The sequence below is a fragment of the Bradyrhizobium sp. WBAH42 genome (genome assembly GCF_024585265.1).
Taxonomy (GTDB): domain Bacteria; phylum Pseudomonadota; class Alphaproteobacteria; order Rhizobiales; family Xanthobacteraceae; genus Bradyrhizobium.
Map to the genome: position 1 here is coordinate 5,530,058 of NZ_CP036533.1, position 20,375 is coordinate 5,550,432.

General features: G+C 63.1%; 21 protein-coding genes. 7 read left to right on the forward strand and 14 right to left on the reverse strand.

From position 1 onward, the window contains the following. Nucleotides 1-7 precede the first annotated feature (7 nt). Entirely contained in the window at nt 8-1,510 is a 1,503-nt protein-coding gene (locus DCG74_RS25855; protein WP_172783555.1) for a sugar ABC transporter ATP-binding protein, read from the forward strand. An 11-nt stretch (nt 1,511-1,521) separates the two neighbouring features. Beyond that, nucleotides 1,522-2,547, forward strand: a complete 1,026-nt coding sequence (locus DCG74_RS25860) for an ABC transporter permease (RefSeq protein ID WP_172783554.1) — start codon at nt 1,522-1,524, stop codon at nt 2,545-2,547. A gap of 307 nt (nt 2,548-2,854) precedes the next feature. Here the strand turns inward: DCG74_RS25860 and DCG74_RS25865 are convergent, their stop codons facing one another. Both DCG74_RS25865 and DCG74_RS25870 read right to left on the reverse strand, forming a co-directional pair. Further along, a complete protein-coding gene (locus tag DCG74_RS25865; RefSeq protein WP_172783553.1) occupies nt 2,855-3,544 on the reverse strand; it encodes an L-2-amino-thiazoline-4-carboxylic acid hydrolase in 690 nt (229 codons plus the stop codon). Between the two features lie 46 nt (nt 3,545-3,590). Then, a complete protein-coding gene (locus DCG74_RS25870) occupies nt 3,591-3,983 on the reverse strand; it encodes a RidA family protein (RefSeq protein ID WP_172783552.1) in 393 nt (130 codons plus the stop codon). Between the two features lie 130 nt (nt 3,984-4,113). Between DCG74_RS25870 and DCG74_RS25875 the strand changes: the two genes are divergently transcribed. Together DCG74_RS25875 and DCG74_RS25880 are read left to right on the forward strand one after the other, a co-directional pair. Continuing rightward, complete coding sequence (locus DCG74_RS25875) at nt 4,114-4,740, forward strand: LysR family transcriptional regulator (protein WP_172783551.1); 627 nt, start codon at nt 4,114-4,116, stop codon at nt 4,738-4,740. Between the two features lie 276 nt (nt 4,741-5,016). Then, on the forward strand, nt 5,017-5,586 hold the full coding sequence (locus tag DCG74_RS25880; RefSeq protein ID WP_172783550.1) for a hypothetical protein: 570 nt from the start codon (nt 5,017-5,019) through the stop codon (nt 5,584-5,586). 232 nt (nt 5,587-5,818) lie between these two features. Here DCG74_RS25880 and DCG74_RS25885 read toward each other — a convergent pair whose 3' ends face one another. Beyond that, nucleotides 5,819-6,271 (reverse strand): cupin domain-containing protein, encoded by a 453-nt coding sequence (locus tag DCG74_RS25885; RefSeq protein ID WP_172783549.1) that lies wholly within the window; start codon nt 6,269-6,271, stop codon nt 5,819-5,821. Between the two features lie 596 nt (nt 6,272-6,867). Between DCG74_RS25885 and DCG74_RS25890 the strand changes: the two genes are divergently transcribed. Together DCG74_RS25890 and DCG74_RS25895 are read left to right on the forward strand one after the other, a co-directional pair. Further along, nucleotides 6,868-8,619, forward strand: a complete 1,752-nt coding sequence (locus DCG74_RS25890; protein ID WP_172783548.1) for an adenylate/guanylate cyclase domain-containing protein — start codon at nt 6,868-6,870, stop codon at nt 8,617-8,619. A 542-nt stretch (nt 8,620-9,161) separates the two neighbouring features. Then, on the forward strand, nt 9,162-10,148 hold the full coding sequence (locus DCG74_RS25895) for a VOC family protein (protein WP_172783547.1): 987 nt from the start codon (nt 9,162-9,164) through the stop codon (nt 10,146-10,148). A 308-nt stretch (nt 10,149-10,456) separates the two neighbouring features. Here the strand turns inward: DCG74_RS25895 and DCG74_RS25900 are convergent, their stop codons facing one another. The 7 genes from DCG74_RS25900 to DCG74_RS25930 all read right to left on the reverse strand — a co-directional run bounded on the left by DCG74_RS25900 (nt 10,457) and on the right by DCG74_RS25930 (nt 16,679). Continuing rightward, a complete protein-coding gene (locus DCG74_RS25900; RefSeq protein WP_172782856.1) occupies nt 10,457-10,846 on the reverse strand; it encodes a hypothetical protein in 390 nt (129 codons plus the stop codon). 214 nt (nt 10,847-11,060) lie between these two features. After that, nucleotides 11,061-11,282: a hypothetical protein gene (locus tag DCG74_RS25905; RefSeq protein WP_172783546.1), complete on the reverse strand. Its 222-nt coding sequence runs from the start codon at nt 11,280-11,282 to the stop codon at nt 11,061-11,063. Nucleotides 11,283-11,295: 13 nt separating this feature from the next. After that, the gene (locus DCG74_RS25910; protein ID WP_172783545.1) at nt 11,296-12,324 is read right to left on the reverse strand and encodes an ABC transporter ATP-binding protein; all 1,029 of its coding nucleotides are present in this window, start codon (nt 12,322-12,324) and stop codon (nt 11,296-11,298) included. Further along, the gene (locus DCG74_RS25915; RefSeq protein WP_172783544.1) at nt 12,317-13,297 is read right to left on the reverse strand and encodes an ABC transporter ATP-binding protein; all 981 of its coding nucleotides are present in this window, start codon (nt 13,295-13,297) and stop codon (nt 12,317-12,319) included. The genes DCG74_RS25910 and DCG74_RS25915 overlap by 8 nt, the downstream gene beginning before the upstream one ends. Continuing rightward, the gene (locus tag DCG74_RS25920; protein WP_172783543.1) at nt 13,294-14,115 is read right to left on the reverse strand and encodes an ABC transporter permease; all 822 of its coding nucleotides are present in this window, start codon (nt 14,113-14,115) and stop codon (nt 13,294-13,296) included. Before DCG74_RS25920 ends, DCG74_RS25915 begins: the two co-directional genes overlap by 4 nt. Further along, nucleotides 14,112-15,035, reverse strand: coding sequence for an ABC transporter permease (locus DCG74_RS25925; protein WP_172783542.1), 924 nt, complete (start codon nt 15,033-15,035; stop codon nt 14,112-14,114). Before DCG74_RS25925 ends, DCG74_RS25920 begins: the two co-directional genes overlap by 4 nt. Nucleotides 15,036-15,089: 54 nt before the next feature. Beyond that, nucleotides 15,090-16,679: an ABC transporter substrate-binding protein gene (locus tag DCG74_RS25930; protein WP_172783541.1), complete on the reverse strand. Its 1,590-nt coding sequence runs from the start codon at nt 16,677-16,679 to the stop codon at nt 15,090-15,092. Between the two features lie 169 nt (nt 16,680-16,848). Between DCG74_RS25930 and DCG74_RS25935 the strand changes: the two genes are divergently transcribed. Beyond that, on the forward strand, nt 16,849-17,790 hold the full coding sequence (locus DCG74_RS25935; RefSeq protein WP_257187437.1) for a hypothetical protein: 942 nt from the start codon (nt 16,849-16,851) through the stop codon (nt 17,788-17,790). A gap of 15 nt (nt 17,791-17,805) precedes the next feature. Here DCG74_RS25935 and mtnK read toward each other — a convergent pair whose 3' ends face one another. From mtnK to mce, 4 genes are all read right to left on the reverse strand, one after another. Then, entirely contained in the window at nt 17,806-19,092 is a 1,287-nt protein-coding gene (gene mtnK, locus DCG74_RS25940; RefSeq protein WP_172783540.1) for an S-methyl-5-thioribose kinase, read from the reverse strand. Nucleotides 19,093-19,124: 32 nt separating this feature from the next. Further along, nucleotides 19,125-19,472 (reverse strand): hypothetical protein, encoded by a 348-nt coding sequence (locus DCG74_RS25945; protein ID WP_172783539.1) that lies wholly within the window; start codon nt 19,470-19,472, stop codon nt 19,125-19,127. Nucleotides 19,473-19,676: 204 nt separating this feature from the next. Further along, the gene (locus tag DCG74_RS25950) at nt 19,677-19,952 is read right to left on the reverse strand and encodes a DUF1467 family protein (protein WP_172783538.1); all 276 of its coding nucleotides are present in this window, start codon (nt 19,950-19,952) and stop codon (nt 19,677-19,679) included. A 9-nt stretch (nt 19,953-19,961) separates the two neighbouring features. Beyond that, complete coding sequence (mce, locus tag DCG74_RS25955) at nt 19,962-20,366, reverse strand: methylmalonyl-CoA epimerase (RefSeq protein WP_097662509.1); 405 nt, start codon at nt 20,364-20,366, stop codon at nt 19,962-19,964. Nucleotides 20,367-20,375: the final 9 nt, after the last annotated feature.

Consider the following 20,375-nt stretch of genomic DNA (forward strand, 5'->3'; position numbering starts at 1 on the left):
AACTTTCATGATCGTGGGACAACAGCCCATCCTGGAACTGCAGGGCATCACGAAGAGCTTCGGCGGCGTCGAAGCGCTTCGTGGTGTCGACTTCGCGCTCTATCCCGGCGAGATCCATGGTCTCGTCGGCGAGAACGGCGCCGGCAAAAGCACGCTGATGAAGATCATCGCCGGCGTGCACACCGAGTTCTCCGGCCGCTTCCTGGTCGACGGCCGGGAGATGCATTTTCGTTCGGCGCGCGATGCGCACGCCGCCGGCATCGCCATGGTGCACCAGGAGCTCAGCGTCGCGCCCGACTTGACGGTGGCGGAGAACGTCTTCCTCGGCAATCAGCCGACCAACGCCCTCGGCCTCGTGCAATGGCGGCGGATGGCGCGCGAGGCGGGCGAGCAGCTCGCCCGCTTCGGCATCGACGTCGACCCGATGGCTCGGCTCGGGGATCTCCCGATCGGGCTGCAGCAGCTGATCGAGATCGCGCGCGTGCTGTTCTCCGGCGCGCGCATCGTCATCCTGGACGAGCCGACCTCCGCCCTCTCCCCACCCGAGGTCGAGCGGCTGTTCACAACGCTGCGGCGGCTGCGCGAGGAAGGCACAGCCATCGTCTTCATCTCGCATTTCATCGAGGACATCCTGCTGGTGTCCGACACGGTGACCGTGTTCCGCAACGGCCGGAAGGTCGCGGAGACGGCGAGCGCGGCGACCAGCAAGGGCGCGCTGATCGAGGCCATGATCGGCCGCGGCGGCGAGGCGCTCGAGCATAGCTACACCGACGACCTGATGCTGCCGCAGCCGAGCGACCGCAAGGTCGTTCTCAAGGCCGACCAGCTGTCGCTGTCCCGCAGCCTTCAAGACGTATCGTTCGAGGCCCGCGCCGGCGAGGTGCTCGGCATCTACGGATTCATGGGCTGCGGCCAGCAGGAGCTGTCGCGCATCCTGTTCGGCAAGCTGAAGCCGGACAGCGGCACGCTTGTAGTCGAAGGCGTGCCGAAAACTTTCGCCAGCACGGCTGCGGCGCGCCGCGCCGGCGTGGCGCTGGTGCCGGAGAGCCGGCGCGACATGCTGTTTCACCAGGAGCCGGTCTACAAGAACATCTCGATCAGCATCCTCGACCGCATCTCCTCGCTGCTGCTCAAGCCGGCGCAGGAGCGCGACATCGCGAGGCGCCAGGTCGAGCAGCTGCAGATCAGGCCGCCGGTGGTCGGCCTCGACCTCGGCATGCTCTCGGGCGGCAACCAGCAGAAGGTTGCCCTCGCAAAATGGCTGACCTACCCGCCCAAGCTGCTGGTGCTGTGCGAGCCGACCCGCGGCATGGATGTCGGCGCCAAGAACGACGTCATCAACATCGTCCGCGATCTCAGAACAAAGGGGCTCGCGATCATCGTGCTGTCGACCGAGCCGGAAACGGTGCTGTCGCTGGCCGACCGCATCCTCGTGCTCAAGCGCGGCGCATTGGTGCGTGAATTCAAGAACGAGCCGGTCAGCAAGGACCGCCTGCTGGAAGCGGCGTGACGGAGAAGCACATGAGCAGCGAGACGGCTTTGGCGACAGGACAACGGGCGCGGGGCCTTGCGCCCTTCCTGCGCTCGCAGATGCGCAATATCGCCCCGTTCCTGACGCTGATCTTCCTCACCGCCTTCTTCGCCTTCGCCAGCCCCTCCTTCGCGACGCTCGACAATCTCGGCAACATCCTGACGCAGGTGTCGGTGACGGGCATCATCGCCGTCGGGCTCACCTTCGTGATCCTCTGCGCCGAGATCGATCTGTCGATCGCCAGCATCGCCAACGTCACCGGCATTGCGGTCGCCTACTTCACGCTGCAGGAATCCTACGTCAACATCGCCAACGTTCCCCTGCCCGGCGCGGTCGCAATCATCCTGTCGCTCCTGCTCTGCGCCCTGCTCGGCCTCGTCAACGCGCTCGGGCTGACCGTGATCGGCATCCCCTCCTTCATCATGACGCTTGCGATGATGCAGATCGCCGCCGGCATCTCGGCGCTCCTGGTGCGCGGCCAGATCGCCTACAAGGTGCCGAGCCTGATCACGACGCTCGGCTCCGGCTCAATCGGCGGCATCCCCTGGATCGTCATCGTTGCCGCCATCATGCTGCTCGGCGGCCATCTGGTCCTGACCTACACGCGCTTCGGCCGCTACGTCTACATGGTCGGCGGCAATCGCGAGGCGGCCGAATATTCGGGACTGAACGTCAAGCTGATCCTCGGTGCGGTGATGGTGATCTCGGCGGTGTGCTCTGGTATCGGCGGCATGCTCGGCGTCGCCCATTTCGGCAGCGCGCAGCAGAACGAGTTCGACACCTACCTGCTCGATTCCATCGCCGCCGTCGTGGTCGGCGGCACCAGCCTGTTCGGCGGCCGCGGCGGCATCGGCAACACCATCGTCGGGCTGTTCGTCCTCGGCGTGCTCAACAACGGTCTCGACCACGTCAACATCGACAGCTTCCTGAAGATCCTGATCCGCGGCCTGATCCTGTTGGCGGCGCTGGTCATCAACGTCTATGCGCAGCGCTTGAGGGAGAAAGCGGCGGAGTAGACGGCCGGCAAAACAAAAAGTGCGAAAACAACCCCATGCACAGTAGCCGGGGCCAGCGGAATCAATGACTTGCCGGCGGGTGTCGTGAACTTGCGGATTTTACGAAGCCGATTTGCTCCGTCGGGCAAAACAGGGGTATGATGTCATCATCGGCAGCCGCCTCGAAGACCCGTGGCTTACCCCGTCATTGCGAGCGCAGCGAAGCAATCCAGAGTCTTTCTGCGGAGGGATTCTGGATTGCTTCGCTGCGCTCGCAATGACGAGGTTGCGGCAGAACGGCGATCCAGGATCTACCTCTATCGCGGGGTCAGCGGGTGCGGTCTAATCGCGAGAAGCGGAAATTGCAGTGGCTGGCGCCGCCCGCCAGCGTCTGGGTCCGTTCCAGGCGGATGCCTCGCGTGGCGTAGGCGTCGAAGTCGAGGCCGCAGATGTTCGGGAGGATCTCCTTGTCGCCATGACGCGCCGCGAGCTTGCAGAAGCCGCAGGCCTTGTAGTCGATGCCGAACTCAAAGCTGTCTTGCGGGCCCGGCTCGACGAAATCGTAGACGAAATCTTCCGGAAACTCCGCTTGATGAGCTTTTGTAACGCTTCTTGCCGCCTGTTCGCGCATCAAGGCCTGGTTCTCCGGTGACATGAATTGATGCCCCGCGGCGAGACGCTCGGCTTCGGGAATCGTCAGCAGCTGCGCCTTGTAGGTTTCCCGCTCGATCTCGCCGATCACGGGCACCGGCACGCCGTGGCGCCGCAGCACCCGACTGATGGCCATGAAGCCGGTCAGGCGCATGAAGAAATCGCTCATGCGGCTTGCCGCGCCACCGACATAGGGCATCTGGGTGAGGACGATCGCGAATTCGTCCATCACGTCCTGCCTGACTCCATCGATATCGGAGAGATGCGTGCGCTCGCGGAGCATCGCTTCGGCAAGGTCTAGTCGCTCGCGCATGGCGGCTTCCATCGCATGGCGGTGCGTCTGGTAGAACGGATGGATCTCAGCCATTGGACACCTGATATGATTGGCTCATTGCAACATCGACGCCGCCGCCTCATTCCGCGGCGATCGCCTCGATCTCCAGCAGCCATTTGCTGTCGACGGTCTCGACGACCACGACGGTCAGTGCCGGCTGGTGCTCCCCAAGCATGGCGCGGCGAATGGCGCGGTTGGGGACGACCTGACTGCGGTCGGTCAGGAACGTGGTGACCTTGACCAGGTGTTCGACGCCGAGACCTGCCGCGGCGAGCACTTCCCTGACGTTGCGCCAGGCCTGCTCGCATTGCGCCTCGAAGCCGTCAGGCACGGTGCCGTCGGACCTTTCTGGCACCTGGCCGCTGATGAACAGCAGGCGGCGATGCTGCTTCAGCTCCAGGCCCATGCTGTAGCCGCCGGCGGGCGGGTGAACCGTTGCTGGATTGTGGCTGACGATGTGAGCTGGCGACATGGCGTTTCTCCGGATTTGCGCGTCAAGCGTATCCGGCGGCACCACGCTAGCGCAAAGCACCATTGCTGCGGTTCAACGCAAGAAAATCTATTGCAGGGACGCGGCCCATCGGTGTCAAAATGCAGTTGCGATGACATACGCCCTGCCCCCACTCAACGCGCTCCGCGCCTTCGAGGCCGCCGCGCGCCATCTCAGCTTCAAGCTGGCCGCGCACGAACTGCACGTCACGCCCGCGGCCGTCGGGCAGCAGGTGAAAGCGCTGGAGGCGCGCCTCGGCGTGCAGCTGTTCGAGCGGCTGCACAAGCAGCTCATCCTCACGGAGGCCGGCCAGGCCTATCTGCCCGGGATTTCCGAAGGCTTTCGTCACATTGCCGAGGCGACCTCGCAGTTGAAGCCCGCAGGTGTCGTGCTGCTGCAAGCGGGCGTCCACGGCAGCTGCGACCTGCGCCGCCTCGAACTTGCGGCGTTTCGCAGCGCACATGCAGAGATCGGTTTGCGCGTGCTGCAGCCCGCCGGCCTGCACGAGCTCGTCGAGGGCAAGATAGACGTGCTGATCGCCCGCGGCGTGAGCCACCATCCCGGCTATCGCTGCGAGCGGATGGATGAGGGATCGGGCCCGGGTGATTGGCTGGTTGCGCCAGAAGGCACGGCGGACTGTCCGGAGATCGTGAGTTTTCGCGCGTGGCTACGTGCGCTGCCCGCGGCGAAACCGCTGGCAAATCGCCGCCCGCGTCTGGTCGGCGGCGTCGGGAGTTGACCGGGCTAAAGGTTGCGGGCCGAGGCCCAGGCTTCCGTTCAACTCAACGCACCCTTACCCGTATAGAGAAAAATCGCGGTGGCCGTCTAGCGCGCGTCGTCATAAACCCGCGCCGCAGTTGGAACGCGGATAAGGTCCGCTGTGCTCCTGATAGCCGCCCAGAAGCCGGCGTCACCAGACGTCAGAGTTGGGCCAACGGCGATCATGGCGCCCGACCGCATGGCAGGCTAGTTGTTATAGAGTCCTCGCCTTAGGGGCAGCTTGGAGAATTGCACGTTGACACGATCCAGAAGGTCGATCGTCGCTTTAGGAATCTTTCTGGCGTCGGTGGGCGCCGTGGTGCTCGGGCGTATGGCCTATGTCGAGGCGTTCGGCAGCGATGAGATGGATTACCGCGGCGAGAAGATCCGGCTGTCAAAGAAGTATGTCGATTACGACGACTACAAGAACGATCCCGCCAACCTTGCAGCATCGGAAATTCCGCGCGTCGAGAAGCTGATGACAGATGCGAAGGTTGGCCCGCTTTTCGCGGACTGGCACGACGTCGCGCGTCAGCTCAGCAATATCAAGGTTCCGGGCTACGGCATGGGAAGCGCTGACGACGTGGTCGCCGTTGGACGAGAGTTTGCCGTCCGCTTTATGGAAATCCCGCAAGTCGCCAAGGAACGCTATTTCGTTCTGGAAAAGCTGGAAGGGGGGAGGTTTCGTCTGGCTGATGATTTTGTGGCGCCGCGCGACCCTGGGTCGGCCTTTGCGCGGATATCCTCCATTCGCCTCGCTGACGACAGACTGATTTATGCCGACCGCAATGGCAGGGTTGTCCGCGAGACGCCCGTGGCACGCTAAGGCGCCGACTTTCATTCCATCTGCCGCTCACCAGGACTAGAGTCCGCTTAGGGTCAATCGCGAGGTTTTGGCCCGGTTTACGTTAGGTCCGATCTACCCCTTACAGCCGACATATCCTCGGCCGTGGGGATGCGGCAGCGACGGGCCAACAGCCGACATCGCGCCGGTGTCGGAATTACGAAAGAGGCCGCCCGATTGAGGTGGCCTCTTTTTATGCTTCGGCGCTTCGTTTTTACTTCTTGCGCGGATCGTCGGCTGGATCGATGAACACGATGCCCCCCGGCCCGGTGAATACAATTTGGACCATCGTTTCTTCGTTTGTCGTCCATACATAATGGGGGTGCTTTGCCGGCAGCGCGAAGACGGAGCCCGGCTTCAATATCTCGCCTTTCGAGGGATCAAACCTTTCCCCCATGGCGTTCCCAAAGCTGCCACTCATCACGGTGACGACCTCGGCATAGGGATGAGTATGCGGCGGAACTTTATAATTCGGCGGGAATTTCACCCGCTGGACTATCGTCTCGGCCTTTGTTGGGTCACCGATCAAGATGGCGGTTTGCACGCCCCTGAAGACCGGATGCTCTATCCACGTCACCCCATCGGGCTTGACCACCTTCATCGCATCTTGAGCCATCGCAGAACTTGCCAACGCGATCAAAGTGGCAGCGACAAAGGACTTGTTCATCCTAACCTCCTCCCAATATTGCGGAGCTGGAAGGCCCAATAGGATACAGCAAAAATACTCAGACTGAACCGCATAAAATTCATTTTTGCATGGGCTTGAATCGTCCATCGCAAACCAAGTCCGAATTGGGTCACAAGCAGCGGTCATGGCGGGCACGGCCCTGCGACCGGTCTGCCGCCGATAGCCAACGCGGCAAAGGCCCGCCACTTTGCTCGGCAACGGGCCAGAAGCTGAAGCCGCGTCCTCGCGCAATTTGGTTAGTTGGATCATGATTAGTTTAGTATGCAGGACCTCAAAAGGTCGCGGCGATCGCAGGCTCCATACTCAGAACCGTGAACCGGGAAGAAATTGCTCGTTTCCATGCTGAGCTCGGTCTGAGCGCGAACGAGCATCAACACGGGCGCGCATTCGCGCTCTTTCCATGTCCCAGACAAACCTCGGTCAGTCCGGCTGACGCGTTTCAATTTAGCGGCAACGAATGTTAGAGCTCAGTTTGGCGCTGCGGTCTGATCCATTGTAGAATATGGTGGGTTGGTGGGCCGTGGTGCGGCATGGTGCATGAGCGGGTCCGAGTCGAGCGTAGATTATCGGCGATCTTGGCCGCCGACGTGGCTGGCTATTCTCGGCTCATGCATAATGACGAAGAGGCGACCCACGCCAAGCTGACAGCACTCTTCGCCGGAGGTGTTGAGCCCGCAATTGCGGAGCACGGCGGCCGCATCGTGAAGAACACCGGCGACGGGTTTTTGGCGGAGTTTCCAAGTGCGGTCGAAGCGGTGCGGGCTGCCATGCAGTTCCAGTCCCGCATCAACGAACTTACCAGCGACGATGCAGAGGACAGGCGCATTCTCTTCCGTGTGGGGCTCAATATCGGCGACATCATCGTCGAATCCCATGACATCTTTGGGGACGGCGTCAACATCGCGGCACGGCTCGAGAGCATCGCCGAACCCGGCGGCATCTGCATCTCTCAGACGGTCTTCAATCACGCGCGCGACAAGGTGTCTTTCGACGTCGAGGAAGCGGGCGAGAAAACTCTCAAGAACATCGCCCGGCCCGTCCACGTTTACCGCATCATCATCGACCCAGGCCCGCGGACCGCAACGCTCAAACGCGGGGTTCCGGCGCTCGCGTTGCCTGACAAACCCTCTGTCGCCGTGCTGCCGCTGACCAATATGAGCGGCGACCCCGAACAGGAATTCGTTTCCGACGGTATTGCCGAAGATGTGATCACGGCGCTATCGCGCTATCCCTCGTTGTTCGTCATCGCTCGGAACTCGTCGTTCACTTACAAAGGGCGAGCGGTTGATGTGAGACAGGTCGGGCGCGAGCTTGGCGTCCGCTACGTGCTCGAAGGTAGTGTGCGCAAGGCCGGCAGCCGGATCCGCGTGACCGCGCAGCTCATAGAGGCGGCGACCAGCAATCATGTCTGGGCCGAGCGCTACGACCGCGACCTCGCTGATGTTTTCGCCGTGCAGGATGAGCTTACCGAAGCGGTGACGACTGCGATCGCCCCCGCCATTGCGGACGCCGAACTCCGACGCGCCATGCGCAGGCCGCCGGGGAGCCTTGATGCCTGGGCAGCCTATCAGCGCGGCCTGTGGCATCTGAGCAAAGCGACCGCAGACGACGATGAGATCGCGGAGAACTTCTTCAGACAGGCGATCGATCTCGACCCGACCTTCGGCGGCAGCTACAGCGCGCTCGGTCTCTACCAGCTGCAAGCGGCCGCGCTTTACCAGAAGATGGAACTGCGGGATGCGCAACGCTCGGCGGAGGCCTTGGCCCGCCGGGCGGTCGCGCTGGATGGCGCCGATGCGGAGGCCCGTTCGTGCCTTGGCTGGGCCTTGCAAGCCCGCGGCGAGGCTGAAGATGCGTTGGCGGAGATCGAGCGAGCTCTCTCCATGAGTCCAAATCTCGCGATCGCGCATGGCCATCGAGGCGCGACATTGATCTTTGCCGGCCGGCCCAAGGAGGGGGTCATGGCTCTCAACGCGTGTATCAGGCTCGATCCCCGCGACCCCTATCTGGCAGTCCGCTTGTTGCACATTGCATGCGGTTTATATTTCTGCGGCGAATACGAGGCTTCGATTGAGGCAGCAAAACGTCTGATCCGGTCGTATTCCGATTTTCCGATGATCTACCGCTGGACCGCGGCGGCGCTGGGCCAGCTTGGCCGCGCGGCGGAAGCGAAGGAAGAACTGGAAAAGGCCATCTCGCGCGCACCGGGAGCATTCGACATGTATGTCCGCAACAGAGCTCCGTGGTTTCGGCCAGAAGACCACGCGCATCTCGTCGACGGTTTGCGTAAGGCCGGCTGGAGGCAATGGGAGAACAAGGGACGATGAATGTCGCCTCGGGGTCACGAGCGCTAGTCTGGACCTGAGCCGACGACTTCCGGTTCAGCCCTGTCTCCGGACGTGCCCCATGCCGCGCAAACCGTCGCGAACGGCCACAAGCTGAACCCAAGTCGATAACATGCGGTCACCGCTTTCACGACGGTAATCTATTCATAACTGGGGCAGGCGCCCGGCAGGGGACGAACAATTGCGACTGGGGCCAACCGAGACTCGTCACTTAATCGTGTTGGCGCGAGTGCTGTACGTAATCCGACCTTCGGCGTCGGCTGGAAGGCGACTCCGCAACCGCGCCTTGACTATTTCGATGCTGTCCGCTGACAGCAGCAGGCCTAAGCAGCGTCGAGGTTAGGTTCTCACACAGCCTGGGCCCTGCCAACTTGGTGGCGTGAATTTGTGATGTTCGCTATTCCGGCTGTCACGACCACAGGAATTTTAGCTGTCCTTTGACGAGCGAACGCCCCAAAACTCCAATTGCAATGGCGTTCGCTGCCTCTTACCCTTGTCAAGAAAACAACCGGGGAGGATACACCATGGAAATCCAGGCCTTCGGTTATCTCGGCGTCGGCGCGTCGAACCTCGATGATTGGGCCGCATTCGCCGCATCAAACATTGGCATGCAGGCTGTGGACCGCGCCAGCTCTATGCGTGCCTTCCGTATGGACGACCGCAAACAGCGCCTGTTCATCGACCGAGCCATTGAGCCAGGCGCTCAGGTCTTCGGCTGGGAAGTCGCCAATGCCACGGCTCTCGACTCACTCGCTGCCCGCCTCGAAACCGCTGGCGTAGCCGTGAAGCGCGAACCCGCAGAGCTGGCGGACCAGCGCTGTGTGACGGACCTGATCTCCTTTGCCGATCCCGCCGGCAATCGTTTGGAAGCTTTCCATGGCGCCCAGGTAGCTGACACGGCCTTTAAGCCTGGCCGCGACGTCTCCGGCTTCCGTACCGGTCCGCTAGGCATGGGCCACACCCTTCTGACATTCCCAGACATCGATGTCGCCCTGGCCTTCTACAAGGACCTGCTGGGGTTTCGCATTAGCGACTTCATGGTTGCTCCGCTGAAGGCTTACTTCATGCATGTCAACGCACGCCACCACAGCGTGGCTCTCGTGGCCGCGCCAGTGCGCAGCATGCATCACCTGCTTGTCGAATATTATCTGCTCGACGACGTCGGTCAGGGGTATGACCTGCTACAGGGCAGCCCGCAGAAAGTTGTCGCCACTCTCGGCCGCCACCCGAATGATCTCATGACGTCGTATTACATGCGTACTCCGTCAGAGATCTACGTGGAGTGCGGCTGGGGCGGCAAGGAGGTCGATGACACAACGCCGCCGGTGGAGATGACCAGTGTCGGTAGCTTCTGGGGCCACAAGGGCCTATTTGAAGATATTGGCGCGCCTCCCTCGGCCGCGCCGGAGATCGGTCCACGTCGCGCCCCTGTTCAGGTAATGGAAGGCAACTACGAACGCATGGCGGGCACCTGTCCGTGGTGGGATGCGATACGCGGGAAGGCCCGCTAATTTCGTGCCCGGTGTTGAAAGCATTGCGGACCTCGATGTCTCAGTCGGTCAAAATGCGAAGAACTCAGGTCAGCAAATCTGGTCCGCTCTGGGTCAACGAGCGGACTACCGACCGCCAAGGCGCAACTTCGCCGATGGGCCACAAGGACATTCGAAAGGATGAGGGTCTCTAGCTGATGCGGCGTTACTCGTGAAGCTACGCCGATCTGACCGTCCTTTCGCCAACAATTATGGCAGCGCATAGCTGCCGCGCCGAGCGGACCTTCGACAGACGCGACGCAACTTCGAAGATGCACCCGAAGCTATCGTCAACTACTGGACTTTACTTCTGCAATCGCTTCAAGCAATCGCTCCGCTTCCGCGACGCTCTCCAGCTGCGCCGCCGTCCGGAGATAAGTGCGAGCGATGATGGTCAGTGTTTGGCGACGGGCCGCCGTCACCGCGAGTTCAGCCAGTTGTTCTGCCTCGGCAGCCTTGTCGCGGTATCGCTTTGCTTCGGCAATGCATTGATCCGATCGTCCTGCCGAAGCAAGTTCGCCGGTTATTAGGCATACACGACCCCGGCCTTCGGAGGTGGTAATTGCGCTGCTAGCAAGTGAGGTCGAAAGCAAGGCTGTGATCTTCGGAGGTGTTACGGAAGCGAACCTGCCGCAGGAACTTAAAAACTCGCGCCGATCGTCTTCTTCTGGAGAGGACATTGCGGCTCCTATGATTTTTTTTGAAATATTTATTGGTCGATTAGAGAGTTAAGCAGCTCAATCAAGAAATGTAACTATATCCCATGTCGTATCGGAGACCCGCCGCCGCGGGCATTGAAATTTTGACGAGGTCCGGTGCGAGTCATAAGCGGTGGTCGAAATGAGCACGGCGGCGCGTCCGGTTTCCCCCGGACAGCGGCCAACAGTGGGCATGCTAAATTTCTTCGACGACCTTGGCATCGAATTGCCTACCGCCACAGCAAACCGTTATCACGTCGCCCATGACGGCCGCAGCACCTGGGAAATAGTTTGCATCCCGACCAAGTTCTTCGGTCACGATCTCCCCTGATTTGAGGAGAATTCGCTTGACCCAATATGGCAACTGGCAGTCCTCGCTTACGGCATCTATTGAGAGACCGAACAGACGAATACGCAAGATCAGCTTCGGGTCACGCCCCGGTCGAGACTAACCCCGTCCGCCCCGCAATCTCCTCGCTCCGCCAGCATCGCACCGCATGCCCATCGGGTCGCGTCTCCAGCGTTGGCCCTGGCTCGCTCCGGCACACCGCCTCCGCGTAGCGGCAGCGCGGGCTGAAGGCGCAGCCGTTCGGCGGGTTGAGCGGGTTGGGCAGGTCGCCGCCTGTCGTTGCCAGCGGGGCGTGGCGCAGCGGATCGGGGATGGCCGCGATCAGGGCCTGCGTGTAGGGGTGCGCGGGACGTTCGAAGATCTCGCGCCAATGGCCGTTCTCGACGATGCGGCCGAGATACATCACGGCGACGCGGTCGCTCATGTGCTCGACAACGCCGAGGTCGTGGCTGATCATGATGTAGGACAGGCCGAGCGTGTCCTTCAGCTCCAGCAGCAGATTGATGATCTGGGCGCGGATCGAGACGTCGAGCGCCGAGACCGGCTCGTCACAGATGACGATTTTGGGATTGAGGATCAGGGCGCGCGCGATGCCGATGCGCTGGCGCTGGCCGCCGGAGAATTCATGCGGATAGCGGTCGGCCTGCTCGGGGCGCAGGCCGACATGTTTGAGCATGGTCGCGACGCGGTCCTCGATCTCGCTCTTCGCGGTGACCCCGTGCACACGCAGGGGATCTTCAAGCGTGCGGCGAACGGTCTGGCGCGGATTGAGAGAGGCGTAGGGATCCTGGAACACGATCTGCACGATGCGGGCGAGCGCCTTGCGGTCGCCGGATTGCCGGTTCGTGACGACCTGCCCGTCCAGCACGATGCGGCCGCGCGTCGGCGCCAACAGGCCGAGGATCGAGAGCGCGACCGTCGACTTGCCCGAGCCGGATTCGCCGACGAGGCCGAGGCATTCGCCGCGCTTCAGTTTGAGGTCGACGCCGTCGACGGCGCGGAGCAGCCGACGGCCGCGGCCCAGCAGGCCGCCCCCGAGCGGAAAATGAACGGCGAGATCCTCCACGCTGAGGATCACGTCGTCATCCGCTCTCCCCCGCGGTTCATGCATGGTGGTGACACCGGACGAAACCGCCCGCCTCCAGCCCATCCGTCTGCGGCGCGGTGGTTCGGCAAATTTCCGTCGCCTGCGCGCAACGCGGATTGAACCGGCAGCCATCCGGGAAACGCGTGATCGCCGGCACGACGCCCGCGATCTCCTTCAGGCGGCTGCGGCCGAGCGCTGCGCGGCTGCCAAGCCGCGGCAGGGAGTCGACCAGGCCCTGCGTATAGGGATGGGACGGCGCGCGGAAGATGTCGTCCGAACCGCGCTCCTCGACGATGCGGCCGGCATACATGACGGCGACGCGGCGGCAGACATTGGCGACGAGGCCGAGGTCGTGGCTGATCATCAGGATCGCCGTTCCCCGCTCGGCGCACAGATTGCGCATCAGCTCGATGATCTCCGCCTGCACGGTGACGTCGAGCGCGGTGGTCGGCTCGTCAGCGATCAAGAGGTCCGGACCGCAGGCGAGCGCAATCGCGATCATCACGCGCTGGCGCATCCCGCCGGACAGCTGATGCGGATAGTCCTTCACGCGCCGCTCGGGTGCGGGGACGCGGACGCTCGCGAGCGCCTCGACCGCCAGCTGGTTGGCCTCCCGCCAGCTCTTGCCCTTGTGCAGCACGAACATCTCGGCGATCTGCCGCCCCACCGGCGAGACCGGGTTCAGCGCCGTCATCGGCTCCTGGAAGATCATGGCGATGCGATTGCCGCGCAGCTGCCGTTGCCTGGCGGCCGACAGGTGCTGGACTTCCCGTCCCTCGAACCGGATGACGCCGCCGCCGATCGACAAGGGCGGCCGCAGCAAGCCGATCAAGGCAAGCGCGGTAATGCTCTTGCCGCAGCCGGACTCGCCGACGAGGCCGAACGTCTCGCCGCGATCGATGCGGAATGAAATGCCTTCGGCCGCCGCAACGCGCCTCGATCCGTCATCGAGATCGATGCGAAGATTCTCGACCTCGAGCAGCGGGCTGCCTGTCATGTGCGCCGGCTCCGCGATTGCGGATCGAGGATGTCGCGCAGGCCATCGCCGAGCAGATTGAGACCGAGCACGGTCAGGAAGATCGCAAGGCCGGGGAAAATCGAAAGCCACGGCGCCGTCGTGATCTGCTCCCGGGCTTCCGACAGCATGCTGCCCCAGCTCGGAAAGGGCGGGCGGACGCCGAGGCCCAGGAACGACAATGCGGCTTCGGACAGGACCGCGCTGCCCATGCCCAGCGTGCCGATGACGACGATGGGCCCCAGCATGTTCGGCAGGAGTTGCGTGATCATGATGCGCACATCACCATAGCCGAGCACGGTGGCCGCCTGCACATAGCCCTGGCTCCGCAGCGACAGCGCCGAAGCCCGCGCGAGGCGGCAGGTGAACGACCAGTTGGTCAGCCCGAGCGCGATCAGGAGGCTGGTCAGGCCGGGACCGAGCACCGCCATGATGGCGAGCGCGAAAATCAGCGAGGGGATCGCGAGCATGAGATTGGTCAGGCCGTTGACGAAATCGTCCCACCAGCCGCCGAAATAGCCGGCGCTGAGGCCGAGCGCCACGCCGATGACGCTGTTGATGAGCTGGGAGACGATGCCGACCGTCAGCGAGACGCGCGCGCCGTAGAGGACGCGGGAATAGATGTCGCGGCCCTGCGCGTCGGTGCCGAACCACCAGGTCCAGCTCGGGGGCTCCTCCGCATTCATGAGGTTGGCGTCCATGACGGGATCGGTGTGTGCTAGCCACGGCGCGAGCAGGCCGACGACGATCGCCAGCGCGAACAACGCTCCCCCGATGACGAGATTGGCGCGGAGCTTCATGCGTATCTGATCCTGGGATCGATCACGCCGTAGAGCACGTCGATCAGGAGATTGATCGCCAGAAAGAACAGCACCACGACCAGGATGGAGCCCTGGACGGCGGGAATGTCGCGCTGCAGCACGCTGTCGACCAGCAGCGAGCCGATGCCCGGCCAGGAGAACAATTTCTCGACCACGACCGCCTGCCCCATCAGCGCGCCGAATTGCAGGCCCATGGTCGTGAGGATGAGCACCAGCGCGTTGCGCATCACGTGCCACTTGACGACCCTGGTCTCGCTCATGCCCTTCGAGCGCGCGGTGCGGACGAAGTCGGCGGTCATGATCTCGAGCACCGCCGCGCGCGTCGTCCGCGCCAGCAGCGCCATCGGCGAGACGCCGAGGGCCAGTGCCGGCAGGACCAGATATTTCAATCCGCCATCACCATAGCCGAAGCTCGGCAGCCAGCCGAGCTTCAACGCGAAAAGATACATCAGCATCAGTCCGAGCCAGAACTTGGCGATCGAAAGACCCGACACCGCGACGATCATTGCGAGCGTATCGACGAGGCCGCCGGGCCGCAGAGCCGCGACGAAGCCGAGCGGCACGCCGACCACGACCGCAAACGCCATGGACGCGAAGATCAGCTGCAGCGTCGGCCATGCCCGCTTGGCGATCATGGTTGTGACAGGCTCGCGCGTCCGGAACGAGGTTCCGAAATCGCCGGTCGCGAGCTGGGCGATGTAAGTGCCGAAACGCATATAGACGGGCTGATCGAGACCGAGCTGCTTCTTCAGGCGCAGCTCGACCTGCGGATCGCTGTCGTCGCTCATGGTCGAGACGATGCTGCCGGGAACGACGCTGAACAGCACGAACACCAGCAGCACGACGGCGAGCACGGTCGGAATGGTCTGCAGAAGGCGGCGGATCAGGAACGCGAGCATCTCAACTTTTCTCCGCTCCCTCCCTCGCCGGTCGCGCTGGAGGGAGCGCGCGTGTCACTTCGCGGGCGAGGCCTCGTCGACCCAGAGGTCCTCGACGTTCTGGTGGGTCAGCTCGGTTGCGTTCAACTGAATGCCCTTCAGCCACGGCTGCACCGCCATGACCGCCTTGTTGTAGTTGAAGAACCAGACCGGCGCCTCCTCGTAGAGCAGCGCATTGGCCTTCTGCAGCAGCTGGATGCGCTTTGCGGGATCGTCGGCCTGGCCGGCCTCGTCGATGATCTTGTCGAGCTCGGCATTCTTGAAGGTCGTGTAGTTACAGGCCGACTGCGGCGTCGCCGAATGGAAGCATTTCAGCGCGGCTTGCGGATCCGGGCCGCTTGCCTGGGAATAGATGAAAGCCTGGTAATCGCCGGTGCGAACCACCTCCGCCAGCACCGCGGTCTCGACCTGCTTGACCTTGGCCTTGATGCCGACCTTGTCCAGCATCGGGATGACGGCCGAGACGATCGGCAGGCCCCAGCTCTCATTCTGGCTGGTGGTCCATTCGAACTCGAAGCCGGATGCGTAGCCGGCCTCGCTGAGCAGCTGCTTGGCCTTGGCGGGATCGTAGGGGTAAGGCTTCATCGCCTTGTCGTAGCCCGGCGCGGTCAGCGGCAGCCAGCTGGTGGCGCGATAGGCCTTGCCCTTGACCAGCTTGTTGATGATCAAGTCGGTGTCGATCGCGTAGTTGATCGCCTGCCTCACGCGCTTGTCGGAGAACGGCTTGAAATTGGGATTCATCCCCATATAGCGAGTGAACACCTCGGCGACCTCGACGATGGTGCCCTTGAGGTCGGCGTCGGACTGGTAGGCGACGTATTGCGCAGGTCCCAGCACCGAGGTGTCGATCTCCTTGTTGCGGAAGGCGACGTCGCGCGCCGCGGCCTCGCCCATGACCGACACGACGATCTTGTCGGCATAGGGCTTGCCCGGCTTGTAGAACCGGTCCCAGCGCTCCAGGACGATGCGCGATCCCGGCACGTGCTCGACGAACTTGAAGGGCCCGAGACCGATCGGCTTCTGGATGAAGCTTTCCTTGGCCGCCTCGTCGGCGGGATAGATCGAGGTCAGCGCGGTGAAGAAATAGAAGCCCGGATCGACCTTCTCGGTCAGCTTCATCTCGATGGTGAAGTCGTCGATCTTCTTCAGGCCGGAGATCTCCTTGGCCTGCCCCTTCTCCACTGCGGCCGCGCCCTCGATGACACGGACGTAACGCGCGCCGGGATAGGCTTTGCTGCCGTCCATGATGCGGTTGTAGGACCAGATGACGTCGTCGGCCGTCATCTTGCGGCCGCTGTGGAAATAGGCGTCGTCGCGCAGCTTGAAGGTGTGAACGAGGCCTCCGCCCGACACCACGTCCTCCTTGGCGAGCTCCAGCACCGGCTTTCCTTCCGCCGAATTCCAGATGTAGAGCGAGCGGTGCAGGGCCTTGGCGTAGATCTCGTCCTGAGCGCGCTGCGTGGTGTGAATGTCGAGGCTGGTGAAGCTGGAGCCGTAGGGCGCCGTCATGCGGATGGTTCCGCCCTTGCGCGGCGTCTGCGCCTCCGCAGTGGCAGTGAGCGCCAGTCCCAAACCGGCAACGATCGCGATGGTCTTGAACATCATGTGTCCCCCCGGCAACGCAGGCGTAATCCGACACCAGATTTGATCACTCGTCGGCTACCGAAGGCAAGCTTCGTTTTGACGGCAAAAGATGCCGGTTCCTGAGGCAGTCCTTCGGCGGGGGTATTGACGCGGTGCGTCATCGGGTAAGCAGGTTCGATGAACATTTTTCGTGATCAACGCGACCAAGCTCAGGATCGCCATCTCAGACCCGAGGACCGTGGAAAAAATGAATCGCCGAATGCTGGGTGCACTGCTCGCCGGCAGTCTGGTCGTCGCGACGGCCGCGATGGCGATCCCCGTTACGCCTGACCCGGCCCGGGACGGCGCCACCGGCACGGTCCAGGCCGGCTGGTCCCATATCTCGCGGTGGAACGAGGACGTTTCCGATGTCTGGTGGACGATGAGGGACGGTTGCTCTCCGGACTATCTCGGTGAGCGGCTGCTCTGCGACGCCATCAGGAGGCTGGCGCAGTCGGCAATTCGGACCTTTGAGAGCAAAATGTCCGCAGACGTGGGCCTGCCGCTGCCCAGCGGCTGGGCTCTCATAACCGCGAACAACTCGCCCTTCATCCGGTCGGCTCATGTCGAGATGCCGCTCGATCTTAAGACCGTGCTCACCTTCTATCGCGCCGCCCTCGCCGAAAGCGGATGGACGGAGGCCGAGGGCGCGGTGATCGAGGCCGACAGGGCCGTGATTGCCTTCACCACTTCGGATGGGCCGGCCTCGCTCCGACTGATCCAACAGGACGGCAAGACGATTGCGGACCTGTCGCAGCGCAAGCGCCGTGTCGCGGCATCAGGGTTCTTGCCAAAGCCGGAGCACGGACGGCTGATGCTCGGCAACAGAACGGACGACGCGGCCGTCGTCACCGTCAACGACCGGATCGTCAAGCTGGCCGCGCACGCCGGAGAGAGCCTGGCGGACTCGGACAAGGCAGCCGGCGAGCTGCTTGACAACCAAAGGCTCGATCTGTCGCCAGGAACGTACAAGATCACCCTGACGGTGAACGGCAAAGAGACACGCAGCAGGGCATTCGAGGTCACGGCCAACGAGACCTGGGGTCTGCTGGTCGAGGAGCATGGCGTGCTGCTGCCGGTGCATCTATATTAGAGTTCGACTAGGTCTTCAGCCTGACAAGTCCGGCATCCAGTCGCGCAATTTTCGCGCGGCGCCGGTGACGTCGGCAATGGTCCGGAATGTCCCCGTCTCCACCATCATCGCCCGCGCCAGCCGCACCGCACGCGCTTCGCTGACAGCGCGCGTCTTCGCATTTTCGATCAGCTCGAAGTCGATGTTGTGGGCGAGGCCGAAGATGCGGCGGATGATTTTTGCGGCGGCGAACCCGACCACATCGGTGAACAGGCGCTGCATGTAGGCCTCCCGCTCGGCCTCCAGCCGCGCGGCGCCCTTCTCGCCGGGAAAGAGCGAGGGCGGATAGGCATCACCGGCCGCGCCGGCGCGCCAGAGGTCGAGGAATTTTCGGGCAAACTGGTTCCAGACCTGCTCGACCGTCTCCAGCACCCAGGCCTCGAATGCCGCCCGTTCGCCCGGCGCGCGCTCGTGGCCGGCAGAAGCGAAAAAGGCCATCAGGAGATTGGCCAGCACGGCGCCGACGTCGAAGCCCATGGGACCGTAGAATGCGAATTCCGGGTCGATCACCCGGGTCTGGCTGTCCGTGACCATGATCGAGCCGGTGTGGAGGTCGCCATGGATCAGCGCTTCCGGGCTCGCCATGAACTTCAGCTTCAGCCGGGAGACGGCGACGTGCAGGTCCATGTCGTCGCGCAAGCTCGCGGCGAGGCCGTCGAGATAGGGCGCGGTCCAGCGGTTCTGCTCGGCGATGCGGTAGGGATCGGTGAAGATCAGGTCCTCGGTGATCTTGCACAGCGCGTGGTTGCCGGCAAAGGCGGCGATGGCCTCCTTCTTCTCGGCCGCCGTGAGCGCGAGGTCGGAAGTAAAGAACAGCGTCCGCGCCATGAAGGTCGTGATGTCGTCCACGAAGCGCGGATAGCGCGTTCCCGCGACCAGCCCCTTGCGCATGATGATGTGGGGCTCGAGCAGCTCCATCGCAGTCAGCGCCAGGGCGTCGTTGTGATGCAGCACGGCCGGCACGAGGCCGGGCGCGAGTTGGGCCTGGCGGGACAGCGCGAGATATTCGTAATGGGCCCGCGACAGCGGCAGCGGCCAGCTCTCCCCGACGAGGCGGACGTAAGGCAGCGCCTGCTTCACGGCGATGCCGCCGCGCGCGCCCTTGACGATGAAGACGAGGTTGAGGTTGCCGTCACCGACTTCGGTGATCGCCCACCCGGCCGGCTCGCCGCCGAGCAGTCCCTTCAGGTCCGGCAGGCCCGCGAGATAGGCCCGCAAATCGGCCTCATGCAGAATCCGGTAGTCCCCCTGCCCCTGCGCCATGACGATCCACCCCATCTCTGTGGGCCGGACCGTTACTCCCGCTCCAGGAAGCTCGAGCCGATCTCGGCCTTTCTTTTGATGGGATCGTAATCACAATAGACGCTGTCCGCCACCAGCGTGTAGCTGGCGCTGACGGTGTATTTGTCCAGCTTGACCGAGTTCAGGCCGATCACCGAGGTGCTCTTGCCGCCGTTCCATTTGAACGGCGTCGAGCTCTTGGCCTGCTCGCAGGCCATGACGGCTTCGTTGAAGACGTAGCCCTCGACGAAGGCCTTCATCGTGCGGGCCTGAACGGCGATCTTCCATTCGAAATAGCCGATGGCACCGAGACCGGCGACGATCAGCACCAGAAGCGCAATGACGATACGCTGAAAAGTCATTCATTTCCCCCGAACAGTCGAACAAGCGCAAAATTTCAAGCGAGAGCGCGCGCACGCCTCGTCCTTCGAGACGACCGCTTCGCGGTCTCCTCAGGATGAGGCTAACGGACATTGATGCCCGTTGAAACTGCTGCCGCGCACTCTGCCCTCATCCTGGGGAGCCCGCCAAAGCGGGCGTCTCGAAGGATGTGCCGCACTAAGAACCTAGAACGGCATTCCCATCATTTTGGACAGCCGCTCGATCGAGAGATAGCCGGCGTGATAGGCCGCGATGCCGGCGCCGTAGATCACCGCCGAGATGATCGTGGTCCAGATCAGCTTGCGGCCCATCCGCGTCAGGATCGGCGCGCCGGGGTCGGTGCCGGGGGCGCCGACGCCGTCCTCGTGCTGGCTGCGCACGCCGAACGGCAGCGTCAGGAACAGCGCGACCCACCAGATGACGAAGTAGATCGCGATCGCGGTCGAGATCTGGATGGCCATGGGACGGCCTTATGCCTGCTCGATCTCGACCAGGGCGCCGGAAAAATCCTTGGGGTGCAGGAACAGCACCGGCTTGCCGTGGGCACCGATCTTGGGCACGCCGTCGCCGAGCACCCTTGCGCCCTCCTTCACCAGCGTGTCACGCGAGGCGATGATGTCGACGACCTCGTAGCAGACGTGATGGATGCCGCCGTCGGGGTTACGTTCGACGAATTTTGCGATCGGCGAGGCCTCGCCCAGCGGCTCGATGAACTCGATCTTGGTGTTGGGCAGGGTCGCGAACACGGTGATGACGCCGTGCTCGGGCAGCGGCACGGCCTCCGAGATCTGGGCGCCGAACGCGGTGCCGTAGATCTTCGCGGCCTTGACGGCGTCCTTGGTCGCGATCGCGACATGGTTGAGCCGGCCCAGCATGTTTCTTCT